Genomic DNA, 11,815 nt, shown 5'->3' with positions numbered 1-11,815 from the left:
GCCTACTACGCCTGGCCGGCATCACCCAAATCACCCGCACCCTGCAACGCAACGCCGCCGACCGAACCCGAATCATCCCCATCATCACCGCCGCTACCAGCACAAACCGACTTTGACGTTCACCTGGGGCTCGCGGTGGTCGACACCGGTGCCACGAACGTGGACCCGGCGAGCGCCCCACCGCTGCGGATCCTCTGGCAGGCGCGGGAACCACACCGACCACGGATCGACTACGGAAAGCGCACGATCACCTGGCCGGACGGCTCCATGTTCAACTTCCATTTGCAGAGCGGGTTTGAGCATGAGCACCTCGAGAAGCATTTCGAGCCACCGGAGACCATCCACTGGCACGGACGCCCCATCTCCGAGGTTGATGCACCGAACCGGTAGTCAACGCACACTTCGGGTAGTAGGAACATTGTAAGAATTCCAATGCTTGGTACGAACACACCAGTCTATCGATCGTCGATCGGCCTATTAGGACGGGGCCCGGTGTGGCGGACACGATCGAGGGAAATATCGGTGCGGTCGAACTACGTGGCGGATTCTCGCCAGTGCTGCCTCCCGTGTCGCGACAGAATGGTTGCATGGATCTCAACCTCAAAGACAAGGTCGCGGTCGTCACCGGCGGAAGCAAGGGGATTGGCCTGGCGATCGCGAGTCGGCTGGCGTCCGAGGGTGCCATCGTCGTGGTCGGTTCCCGCACGGTGACCGACGAGCTTGCCACCGTCCGCGACGATCAGGGTGTCTCGGTCGTTCCCGTCGACCTGTCCACCGCCCAGGGGCCTGACGAGCTGATCTCGGCCGCCGTGGAAGCGCACGGCGGGCTCGACATCCTCATCAACAACGTCGGGGCCAGCGAGCCAGGCCCGACGTTCGCCGACATCGACGACGAAGCCTGGCAGCGGATCTTCGATGTGACGTTCTTCAGTGCCGTACGGACCTCTCGCGCCGCCCTTCCGTCGCTGATCGCCCGGCAGGGGACGATCGTGAACATCGGGTCGATCAACGGCAGGCTGCCCGACCCGGCGATCGCGCACTACAGCGCGGCGAAGGCGGCACTGTCCAATCTGAACAAGTCGCTCGCCATCGAGCTCGCCCCGCACAAGGTCCGCGTCAACCAGATCTCGCCCGGGCCGGTGCGTACGCCGTTCTGGACGGCGCCGGGCGGGTTCGCCCACGTGGTCGCCGGCGCCGCGGGCACCACGCCGGAGCAGGCGGTGGACGAGGTCGTGCCGCAGGCACTCGGCATGCTCACCGGCCGGTTCAGCGAAGCGGACGAGGTGGCGTCGCTGGCGCTCTACCTCGCATCCGCGCAGGCGGCCAACATCACCGGCGCCGACTACGTCCTCGACGGCGGCATCATCAAGACCGTCTGAGCGTCACGGACCTTCCCGGTCGACCGGGTCCGGAGGCGAGCCACGCTCGTGTCCGGACCCGGTCCCGCTACCGTCCTGGATCCGCCTGCCCGTTCACGGCATTCCACCGGACACGGTCACGTACCGGCTGTGGTAGAACACGAGCGGGTTCCCGGCGCCGTTGTGGTCCGCTCGGAGTACCCGCGCCACGACCAGCATGTGATCCCCCGTGGCGTGCTCGGTAACCACCTCGCATTCCAGCCAGGCCAGGCATCCGTCGATGATCGGGGCTCCCGCCGGCGAGCACGTCCAGCGGACGCCGCGAAACTTGTCCCTGCCACTCGACGCGAAGCGCGCGGACAGCTCGCCCTGCCGGTCGCTCAAGATGTTGAGGCAGAGCGCCGATGCCGACCGCACACGGGGCCAGCTGCTGCTCGTGTGCGCGACGCACATCGCGACGAGCGGCGGGGTCAGCGACACGGACGTGAAGGAGTTCATCACCAGCCCGACCGGTTCGCCACTGGCGGGCTCGACGGCGGTGACCGCGACGACTCCCGTCGCGAACCGGCCGAGAATGTCGCGAAGCCACCGGCCTTCGTCGCGCGGCGTCGCTGGTGCGATCTCGCTTCCCTTGAGCATGATGGAACTCCCGAAGGTGGGTGACTCGCTAATCCACAGTCTTCCGTCAGCTGCGTACATATCGCTGGAGACCAGCCTGAGCACCGAAAACAGCCGCATGTCGGCAGGCGCTGAACTCGATGGCGGTTTTCCGCTTGTGTCGTGCATCGTCAACCAGTTGATTTGAAGATATGGAACATAGAAAGTTAAATGGCCTGGAGGTCGCTGAGCTGGGATTGGGCTGCCTGCCCCTGTCACCCGTCTACGGACCGGTGCACGACGACGAGTCGATAGCCCTCGTCCACCGTGCGCTCGACGCCGGCATCACGATGCTGGACACGGCTGACCTCTACGGCGAGGGCCACAACGAGACGTTACTGGGCAAGGCGTTGGCGGGTCGTCGAGGAGATGCCGTCGTCGCCACGAAGTTCGGCATCCTGGGCCACCGCGACGATGGCGGCCTGTACGTCGACTCCAGCCCTGGCTACGCACGCCAAGCGCTGGACGCCTCGCTGAGCCGGCTCGGCGTGGACGAGATCGACCTCTACTACATCCACCGCCGCCACCCCGACGTGCCGATCGAAGACACCATGCAGACGATGGTGGAGTTCCAGGCGGCCGGGAAGATCCGCCACATCGGGCTGTCGGAGATGAACGCCGGGACCATCCGCCGCGCGCACGCCGTGCACCCGATCACCGCCGTGCAGATGGAGTGGTCGCTGTTCGAACGCGATGTCGAGCGTGAGGTGCTGGCGGCCTGCACGGAGCTGAACATCGGCATCGTCGCCTACTCGCCGTTCGGCAGGGGACTGCTGTCCACCAGCGCCGATCGGCTGCGCTCGCTCGCGGACGACGACTACCGCCACACCGATCCCCGCTTCCAGGGAACCAACCTGGCGGCCAACCTGACCGCCCTCCGCGCGCTGACCAGGATGGCGGAGGCGTGGGGACACACTCCCGCCCAGCTCGCTCTCGCCTGGCTGCTCGCCAAGGATCCGTCCGTCGTTCCCATCCCCGGCACCGCCGACGTTCGACACCTCGAGCAGAACCTCGCGGCGACCGGTATCCGGCTGAGCGCCGACGAGGTCGCCGAACTGGACCGCGCCGTGCCCATGGGCACGGTCAGCGGCGAGCGCTATCCGGGCCGCGGCATGGCCGACGTGGATCTCTGAGCGTCTCCTGCCTCATTCATGTCATGACGGGCGGCACACGACGCCGCCGGTAGTACCGCCAAGAGAAAGGTCAGTTGTGCATTTCGGAATCCTGGGTCCGATTCAGGCCGTCGAGCAGGGACGCGAATTCGTGCCGTCGGCACCCAAACTTCGCCAGATACTGACTCTGTTACTGGCATCTCCGAACCGGGGCGTGTCGGTCGCCGAATTCCAGGAGGAGGTGTGGGACACCGCTCCGCCACGCAGCGGAACAGCGGCGGTGCACACGCACATCACCCAGCTTCGCAAGGCCCTGACCGCGCCACCGGGATTTCCCGACTCGCCGAGCCATCGGCTGGTCACCTGCCAGCGGGGCTACCGGCTGCGAGTCGGTAGCGACGAGCTCGACACGCAGCTGTTCAACCGCCGGGTCAGCGCGGGGCGCCAGGCGATCGCCGAGGGCCAGGTGCGCACGGGCGCGGCGTTACTCGGGTCCGCGCTGTCGTTATGGCGCGGCTCGACCATGGCGGACGTCACCCCGGGGCCGCTGCTGGAATCGGTGTTGTGGCGGCAGGAAGAACAACGCCTGAAGGTTCTCGAGGAGCGTATCGACGCGGACCTGCGGCTGGGACGGCACCACGAACTCGTCGCGGAGACGAGCGCTCTCGTACATCGGTACCCGACACGCGAGAACTTCACGGCGCAGCTCATGATCTCGCTCAGCCGCTCGTGGCGGCGCGCGGACGCGCTCGCGGCGTTCCATCGCCTGCGCGGCAGCCTGTCCGCGGAACACCACCGTTCGCCGTCGCGCCGTATTCACCGGCTGTACGAGTCGATACTGTCGGCGAACCTGCGTGATCAGGACATTGTGGACGAACCCTTCCGGCTTTCGCTCGACCTTGCCGGGGCCCGTATGTAAGGCCGTGCTCTCCAGCGATTCCTGCGACATCAAGCCTCTTCGTTGCGGTGCGCCGCGACCCGCTGCCATCGTTGACGAACGTCCGAGCGCCCGCGGCGAACGTGAGCCGCCTGTTGCGCAGCCACGGAATTCGATCGAGGAGCGACAATGCAGTTCGGCCTGAACTTCTTTCCTGTCTTCTCGCCGTCCGTCAAGTCGGCATCCGACTACTACGACGAGGTGCTGGGCTTGTGCCGGCTCGGTGACGAGCTGGGCTTCGAGCACGTGCAGACGGTGGAACACTACGGATCCGGCTACGGCGGCTACTGCCCGGACCCGACCATTCTGCTCGCGGCGATCGCCGCCACCACGCGGCGGATCCGGATCACCACGGGTGCCGTGATCCCCGCGTTCGCCCACCCGATCCAGCTGGCAGGCAAGCTCGCGATGCTGGACAACCTGTCCGGCGGGCGGCTCGACGTCGGCTTCGCCAGGGCGTTCCTTCCCGACGAGTTCGCCTGGTTCGAGGTACCGATGAGCCAGAGCCGCGCGCGCTTCACCGAGGGCGTCGAGGCCTGCAAACGGCTCTGGACCGAGAGCAACGTCGAATGGAAGGGCGAGTTCTACACCTTCGGCCCGATCACCCTGCTGCCACGCCCGGTGCAGCGGCCGCATCCGCCGGTGTTCGTGGCGTCGGCCACGAGCCCGGAGTCCTGCGCCGCCGCCGGGGCGGCGGGCCACCACCTGCAGCTGGTCCATCTGGTCACCACCGAGGAACAGGTGCGGGAGATGCTCTCCGCGTACCGGAACGCGTGGGCCGGCGCCGGGCATCCGGAAGGTGGCGCCCGGATCCAGATCAAGTACAGCTGCTATGTCGCCGAGAACGGCGACGAAGCCTTCGCCGCGGGCAGGCGGTTCGAGCGCGAGTACATGGATCAGATGCTGGAGGCGTTCGCCGCATGGGCGAACACCCGCTCGTCGGCGTACCCGGGCTACGAGAAGGTGCTCGATCAGGTGCGGCAGTACGACTTCGACGCCAACGTGGCCGAGAACAAGGTGCTCGTCGGCACGCCTGCTCAGGTCAGTGCGCAGATCGATCAGGTGCGGGCGGCGTTCGGTCCCGACCTGACCGTCAGCCTGCAGTTCAACCCCGGGCACATGGACCGGGCGGACAGCGAACGAGCGCTGCGGCTCTTCGCCTCCGAGGTGATGCCGGCCTTCACCGGGGAGAGCTGAGGATGTCGCCCGGGCAGGTGGGCAGGCGGGCGTTACTGGCGGCCGGATCCGCCATCGCGGGTGCGATGACGGTGCGCGGCGGCGGTGTCGCGCACGCCGCCGGGCCCACCGGCCCGCCACCGGTGGTGATCACCCCGCGCGACCCGCGTTACCCGGATCTGGTGCGCGGCCTCAACCAGCGGTGGGTCGGCACGCCGGACGCGGTGTGCGTCGCGTCCTCCACCGAGCAGGTCGTCGCCGCGGTCGACGCGGCGGTCGGCGGGAACAAGCGGATCACCGTGCGCAGCGGCGGCCACTGCTTCGAGAACTTCGTCTACAACCCGGACGTCGACCTCGTGATCGACCTCTCCGAGCTGACCGGCGTCCGCTTCGATGCCGCGCGGGACGCGTTCGAGGTGCGTGCCGGTTCCCGGCTGCTGGACGTCTACGAGACGTTGTACCGGCGCTGGGGCGTCACCGTGCCCTCGGGGATCTGCTACACGGTCGGCGCGGGCGGTCACGTGCCGGGTGGCGGGTGGGGCATGCTGGCCCGCCGCCACGGCCTCGCCGTCGATCACCTCGAAGCCGTCGAGGTCGTGGTGGTGGGCGCGGACGGCAGGGCTCGCGCGGTGGTGGCCGGCCGCGACCCGGCCGATCCCCATCACGACCTGTGGTGGGCGCACACCGGTGGTGGCGGCGGCACGTTCGGCATCGTGACCAGGTTCTGGTTCCGCACCCCCGATCGCACGGGGCCGCCGCCCGCGCTGCTCCCGTCGCCGCCGGCGGAGGTCCTCGTGCTCGGTCTCGCATGGCCGTGGCGTGACCTGACCGCCGAGGACTTTCGCGGTCTGGTCGACGGTTTCGGCCGCTGGCACCGGGAGCACGCGGACACGGCAGAGCCGGCCGCGAGCCTGTGCGCGCTGATGAGCCTCACTCACCGTGCCGCGGGCCAGCTCGGGCTGGTCGCACAGATCGACGCGACCCACCCCGACGCCGAGCGGGTGCTCGCCGACTTCGTCGCCACCGTCGGCCGGGACGTGGCCGTCGACCCGGTACCCGTGACGGTGCCATCGGCCGCACACGGGCTCACCGAACAGTTCCACCGGCCGAGACGGTTGCCGTGGCTGCAGGCGACCCGCCGGTTCGGCACGACCGACGGCCTGCTCAACGACCCGAGCCTGCGGATGGACTACAAGTCCTCGTTCCTGCGCGAGCCGATGCCGCGCGGCCACGTGGACGCGCTGCACCGCTGGCTCACCGACGACCGTTTCACGAACCCGGCCGCGATGGTGCAGCTGCATTCGTTCGGCGGCCGCATCGGTTCGGTGTCCAGGCACGCCACCGCCTATGCCCACCGGGACGCCATCTACAACATGATCTGGTACGTCCAGTGGACCGATCCCGCCGCCGACGACGAGAGCCTGCGGTGGATCCGCGGGTGCTACGAGGACGTGTACTCCGACACCGGCGGAGTGCCCGTGCCGGACGCGGTGACCGACGGATGCTACGTCAACTACGCCGACATCGACCTGTCCGACCCGGACCGCAACCGTTCACCGGTGGGCTGGCAGACGTTGTACTTCAACGACAACTACCCACGACTGCGGCAGATCAAGGCTCGCTGGGACCCACGCGACGTGTTCCGGCACGCCCAGTCCGTGCGACCGGCCTGAGTCCAGGCCCGTCCGAAGCCTCTCGACCGGACCTGAAGCGAAGGAGTGGCCGTGACCCAGCCTGCGAGCGTCCAGCAGCGGCCCGAGGGTGACGCTTCGACTCGTCGCCGGATCGCGACGACGTTGCCCATGCTGGGGCCCGCGTTCGTGGCCGCGGTCGCCTACATCGACCCGGGCAACGTCGCGATGAACGTGACCGCGGGCGCTTCCTTCGGTTATCGGCTGCTGTGGGTGGTGCTCGCGGCGAACCTCACCGCGATGCTGGTCCAGTACCTGTCCGCCAAGGTGGGCCTTGCCACCGGGCGAACGCTGCCGGAGCTCTGCCGCGACCGCTACCGCACCGGCGTGCGCCTTGGCCTGTGGTTCCAGGCGGAGATAGTCGTGATCATGACCGACATCGCAGAGGTCGTCGGTGCCGCTGTGGCGCTCAACCTGCTGTTCGGCATCCCGATCGCGGCCGGTGGCGCGCTGAGCGCGGCCTGCATGGTGACCGTGCTGGCGGTGCACAGCAGGCGCCGCCGCATGTTCGAGGCGGTCGTGTGCGGGTTCCTGCTCATCGTCCTGCTCGCCGTCTGCTACCAGGTGATCGCGGCCGGACTGGACATGCCCGCGGTCGCGGGCGGTCTGGTGCCCAGCCTCGCCGGGCCCTACAGCGTCGCCGTCGCCGTCGGCATCATCGGTGCGACGGTGATGCCGCACGCCATCTACCTGCACTCGGCGCTGACCGCGTCGCTGGCACCGGGGTCGGGCATCGAGGAGCGCCGCGCCGCGCTGCGTGGCACCCGGCTCGACGTGCTCATCGCGTTGTCGGTCGCGGCGGTGGTCAACACCAGCATGCTCGTGTCGGCGACGGTACTGCGGCACGAGGGGGAGCTGTCCCTGTCGGAGGCCTACACGCGGTTCGGCGAGGTGCTCGGGCCTGCGATCGCGACCGTGTTCGCGGTGGCGTTGCTCGCCTCCGCGCTCGTCGCGTCCAGTGTCGGGGTGTACGCGGGCCAGGTGGTGATGGCCGGTCTGCTGCGCCGGACCACACCGCTGTGGCTCCGGCGGGCCGTGTCGATCGTGCCCGCGGTGGTGGTGCTGGCACTGGGGTGGAGCCCGATGGACGCCCTGCTGGTGAGCCAGATCGTGTTGTCGTTCGGCGTGCCGTTCGTGTTGGTGCCGCTGCTGCGGCTGACCGCGGACCGCGAGGTGATGGGGGAGCTGGTGAACCGGCGGGGCACCACAGTGGTGGCATGGGTGGCCGCGGCGCTGATCATCGGGTTGAACGCCGTCCTGCTCGGCCAGCAGCTGGCCGGCTGAGTCGCCTTCGGTAGCCAGTTGATCACGTATCGTTCTCGAGCGTTTGCTCAGCCGCCCGGGGAAGCATGGGGCCGTCCTTCCCGCTCTCCCGAAAGGTGGCACGATGCCAGGCATCCCGAACCCGGTCGGCCGTAGGCGGTTCCTCACCGGTGCCGCCGCCACCGGGGGCCTCCTGGTGGCAGCCGGGACCGGGTCGAACCCGGCCGCGGCCGACCCATCCGGATCGGGCTCCCCGGCGACTCCCGGGGCTCCGGGACCGGCCACCGTCGTGACCCCGGCCGACCAGCAGTACCCCGACCTGATCACCGGCAACAACACCCGGTGGACGAGCAGGCCCGCGTCGGTGCACCTCGTCAACAACACCGACCAGGTGATCGGCGTGGTGCGGGAAGCCGTGCGGACGGGTGTGCGGCTCACGGTGCGCGGGGGCGGCCACTGCTACGAGGACTTCGTGCACGACCCCACGGTCACCATGATTCTCGACACCGCCAGGATGAACCGCGTCTACTTCGACCCCGCCCGGCGCGCGGTCGCGGTCGAGGCAGGCGCCACCCTTCTCGACGTCTATGAGCGAATGTACGAGGAGTGGGGAGTGACGATTCCCGCGGGGATCTGCCATGCCGTTGGCGTCGGCGGTCACATCGCGGGCGGTGGCTGGGGACTGTTGTGCCGCAAGCACGGGCTGAGCATCGACCACCTGTACGCGGTGGAGGTCGTCGTCGTGGACGCCGAGGGCGCGGTGCGCGCGGTCGTTGCCACCCGGGAACCCGACGACCCCCACCGTGACCTGTGGTGGGCACACACCGGCGGCGGCGGGGGCAACTTCGGCGTGATCACCCGGTACTGGTTCCGATCTCCCGGTGCGACGGGCTCGAACCCAGGGCAGGTGCTGCCGCGCCCACCACAGCACGTGCTGATCAAGGCCGTCTCGTTACCGTGGGACTCGATCAGTGCCGACGAGTTCAGCGCGCTGGCGCACAACTACGCCAACTGGCACGTGGCGCATCGCGACCCTGGCGGCCCGTACGGCGGCCTGTGCAGCTACCTCGAGCTGAACCACCGGTCCCAGGGCAGCATCGGTCTCACCACCCAGCTCGACGCGACGGTGCCCGACGCCGAACGGCTGCTCGAGGACTACGTCGCCGCGGTGACCGCCGGGGTGCGAACCGAACAGCGGCCACTGTCCTCGACGATGGGGGAACGCAACCCGATGCCGCAGTTCTTCGCGGCGCGGCGGATCCCGTGGCTGCAGGCGATGCGGTTCATGGGCCTGACGAACGGTTTGCTGAACGACCCGACACTGCGCGGCGAGTTCAAGTCCGCGTACATGCGTGCCGGATTCCGGCAGTCCCATGTGGACCGCATCTACCGGAACCTGACGTCGGACACGATCGACAACCCCACCGTGCAGGTCACGCTGAGCTCGTTCGGCGGTCAGGTCAACGCCGTCGCTCCCGGCGACACCGCCTTCCCGCACCGCGACAGCGCCTTCAAGATGTACTGGCAGATCCTGTGGAGCGACCCGGCCGAGGACGAGCGCAACGTGTCGTGGCTGCGGTCGTTCTACGGTGAGATCTACGCGGAGACCGGTGGCGTGCCGGTGCCCGACGACGTCACCGACGGCTGCTATCTCAACTACGCGGACGCCGACCTGTCCGATCCCGAGGTCAACCGGTCCGACGTACCCTGGCACGGCCTGTACTACAAGGAGAACTACCCTCGGCTGCAGCGGGTCAAGGCGGCCTGGGACCCGCGCGACATGTTCCACCACCGGCAGTCCGTGCGCCTGCCCGACTGAGAACCGGCGCGAATATGGCCGCAACAGCGGCGATCGCGGTCGACGAAACGCTGCCATACGGTCGGATTGACTGAGTTTCACCGACCGGAGGTACGCGTGCACAGCCCAACACCGCCCTTGGTGGCCATCGTGGGAGGCGGGCCCGTCGGCCTGCTGCTGGCCCTGCTGCTCGACCGGCACGGCGTGCGGTCGGTCGTGTTCAACGCCGAACTCGGCGTGCGGGAACAGCCGCGTGGCAGCACCCACAACGCCAGGACCATGGAGCACTACCGCCGGCTGGGCCTGTCCGGGCAGGTCCGCAGGCTCGGGCTGCCGTGGGACCACCCGACCGGCATCTCCTTCTTCACCCGCTACGCCGGGTTCGAACTGTGCAGGCTGCCGCATCCGCCGGAAGCGGAGCTGTTGCGCGCCACGGAGGAGGCGCCGTGCACCGACCAGGTTCCCGAACCGCAGCACCGCGCCAACCAGATGTACGTCGAACGCCTGCTCTTGGAGACCGCGGCGACCAGGCCCGGCATCACGCTCCGCTTCGGCCGTGCGGTGCGGGCCATCCGGCAGAACGCTGCGGGCGTGACCATCCACAGTGAACCGGCCGGGGTCCGCGGTGAGCCGGAGGTGACCCGGGCCGCCTACGCCGTCGGATGTGACGGTGGCCGCAGCCTCGTCCGCCGCACCCTCGGCATCGGGTACGCGGGTGCAGGCTCGATCGACCAGGACATCCTCGGCCGCACCGCCATCGCGGCACACCTGCGGGTGCCCGAGCTGTACACCGAACTGCTCGGCCATCGACGAGCGTGGAGCTACTGGGCGATCAACAACGAGCTGGCGCTCAATCTGATCGCGCTCGACGGACGGGACCAGTTCTTCCTGCTGACGAGCTCCGTCGACGCGGCCACCGTGGACGCGAGCGTGCTCGCGAACCTGGTCCGGCGCGCGATCGGTGCGGACCACCGGGTGGAGGTACTCGACTACCGGCCATGGACACCGGGTGCCGCCCTCGTCGCCGAACGGTTCGGCGCGGGCCGGGTCCTGCTCGCAGGCGACGCGGTGCACCTGTTCACCCCCAACGGTGGCTTCGGCATGAACACCGGGATGGACGACGCGGCCAACCTGGCCTGGAAGCTCGCCGCCGCCGTGCACGGCTGGGCCGGTCCGGGGCTGGTGGCCTCCTACGAGACCGAACGCCGCCCGATCGCGTTGCGCAACACGGCCGCCGCCCGGGAGCTGAACGTCGGACTCGGCGCGATCGGGCGGCCCGCCGCTCTGGAGGAGGACTCACCGGCGGGTGCGGAGGCACGCAGGCGGGTCGGCCAACAGCTGGCCGACTACGGCCTCCGCACACTGGACACGCTCGGCGTCCAGCTCGGCGCGCGATACGACGAGTCGCCGATCGTCGCCGCCGATCCCGCCGACGTCCCGCCGGTGGACAGGTTCCACGAGTACCACCCCAGCGGTGTCCCAGGTGGACGGACGCCGCATGTGTGGCTGAGCGATGCCCATCACGGCCGCCGGTCGCTGTATGACCTGCTGGGCAGCAACTTCACGGTGCTGCGACTCGGCGGGCGGGCGGAGGACGCGGGCCCGCTGTGTGGTGCGGCGGCCCGCCTCGGCGTGCCGGTCACGGTGCTCGACGTCCCGCTGGACGCGGCGCGTGAGCTGTACGGCCGTGACCTCGCGCTGGTGCGCCCCGACCAGCATCTCGCCTGGCGCGGGAACCGGATCCCCGACGACCCGGAGGCCTTGCTGCGAACCGTGAGCGGCGGGTTAGGCCACACAACGCGGTGCGCCCGGTGGCTGTGGCC

At 69.1% G+C, this 11,815-nt stretch carries 9 protein-coding genes and 1 pseudogene; 9 read left to right on the top strand and 1 reads right to left on the bottom strand.

The window, feature by feature from the left end; translation table 11 throughout:
* A pseudogene (locus WBA97_RS11315) lies at positions 1 to 390 on the top strand (hypothetical protein); the annotation flags it as partial.
* A gap of 197 nt (positions 391 to 587) precedes the next feature.
* Positions 588 to 1,379 carry an SDR family NAD(P)-dependent oxidoreductase gene (locus tag WBA97_RS11310; RefSeq protein WP_424230703.1) on the top strand — a complete coding sequence of 264 codons (792 nt, stop codon included), beginning with the start codon at positions 588 to 590 and terminating at the stop codon, positions 1,377 to 1,379.
* Positions 1,380 to 1,472: 93 nt separating this feature from the next.
* Here the strand turns inward: WBA97_RS11310 and WBA97_RS11305 are convergent, their stop codons facing one another.
* Entirely contained in the window at positions 1,473 to 1,997 is a 525-nt protein-coding gene (locus WBA97_RS11305) for a flavin reductase family protein (RefSeq protein ID WP_424230702.1), read from the bottom strand.
* A gap of 170 nt (positions 1,998 to 2,167) precedes the next feature.
* Here WBA97_RS11305 and WBA97_RS11300 point away from each other — a divergent pair, with 170 nt between their 5' ends.
* The 7 genes from WBA97_RS11300 to WBA97_RS11270 form a co-directional block, all read left to right on the top strand.
* Positions 2,168 to 3,148 (top strand): aldo/keto reductase, encoded by a 981-nt coding sequence (locus tag WBA97_RS11300; protein WP_424230701.1) that lies wholly within the window; start codon positions 2,168 to 2,170, stop codon positions 3,146 to 3,148.
* 76 nt (positions 3,149 to 3,224) lie between these two features.
* The gene (locus WBA97_RS11295) at positions 3,225 to 4,046 is read left to right on the top strand and encodes an AfsR/SARP family transcriptional regulator (protein WP_424230700.1); all 822 of its coding nucleotides are present in this window, start codon (positions 3,225 to 3,227) and stop codon (positions 4,044 to 4,046) included.
* A 147-nt stretch (positions 4,047 to 4,193) separates the two neighbouring features.
* A complete protein-coding gene (locus tag WBA97_RS11290; RefSeq protein ID WP_424230699.1) occupies positions 4,194 to 5,261 on the top strand; it encodes an LLM class flavin-dependent oxidoreductase in 1,068 nt (355 codons plus the stop codon).
* Positions 5,262 to 5,263: 2 nt separating this feature from the next.
* On the top strand, positions 5,264 to 6,913 hold the full coding sequence (locus WBA97_RS11285; RefSeq protein WP_424230698.1) for an FAD-binding protein: 1,650 nt from the start codon (positions 5,264 to 5,266) through the stop codon (positions 6,911 to 6,913).
* 51 nt (positions 6,914 to 6,964) lie between these two features.
* Entirely contained in the window at positions 6,965 to 8,215 is a 1,251-nt protein-coding gene (locus tag WBA97_RS11280) for an Nramp family divalent metal transporter (RefSeq protein WP_424230697.1), read from the top strand.
* Positions 8,216 to 8,318: 103 nt separating this feature from the next.
* A complete protein-coding gene (locus WBA97_RS11275; RefSeq protein WP_424230696.1) occupies positions 8,319 to 10,013 on the top strand; it encodes an FAD-binding protein in 1,695 nt (564 codons plus the stop codon).
* Between the two features lie 129 nt (positions 10,014 to 10,142).
* Positions 10,143 to 11,815 (top strand): FAD-dependent monooxygenase (locus tag WBA97_RS11270; RefSeq protein ID WP_424230695.1); only part of this gene is annotated, 1,673 nt, incomplete at its 3' end.

It is taken from the genome of Actinophytocola sp. (assembly GCF_049647105.1).
GTDB lineage: Bacteria > Actinomycetota > Actinomycetes > Mycobacteriales > Pseudonocardiaceae > Actinophytocola.
The sequence above is the reverse complement of the archived record's forward strand: the minus strand, read 5'-3'. Positions and strand labels throughout refer to the sequence as shown.

Excerpts from the sequence above, each read along its gene's own strand:
- WBA97_RS11310 (WP_424230703.1), top strand. The coding sequence starts at position 588 with ATGGATCTCAACCTCAAAGACAAGGTCGCGGTCGTCACCGGCGGAAGC.
- WBA97_RS11305 (WP_424230702.1), bottom strand. The coding sequence starts at position 1,997 with ATGCTCAAGGGAAGCGAGATCGCACCAGCGACGCCGCGCGACGAAGGC.
- WBA97_RS11300 (WP_424230701.1), top strand. The coding sequence starts at position 2,168 with ATGGAACATAGAAAGTTAAATGGCCTGGAGGTCGCTGAGCTGGGATTG.
- WBA97_RS11290 (WP_424230699.1), top strand. The coding sequence starts at position 4,194 with ATGCAGTTCGGCCTGAACTTCTTTCCTGTCTTCTCGCCGTCCGTCAAG.
- WBA97_RS11285 (WP_424230698.1), top strand. The coding sequence starts at position 5,264 with ATGTCGCCCGGGCAGGTGGGCAGGCGGGCGTTACTGGCGGCCGGATCC.
- WBA97_RS11275 (WP_424230696.1), top strand. The coding sequence starts at position 8,319 with ATGCCAGGCATCCCGAACCCGGTCGGCCGTAGGCGGTTCCTCACCGGT.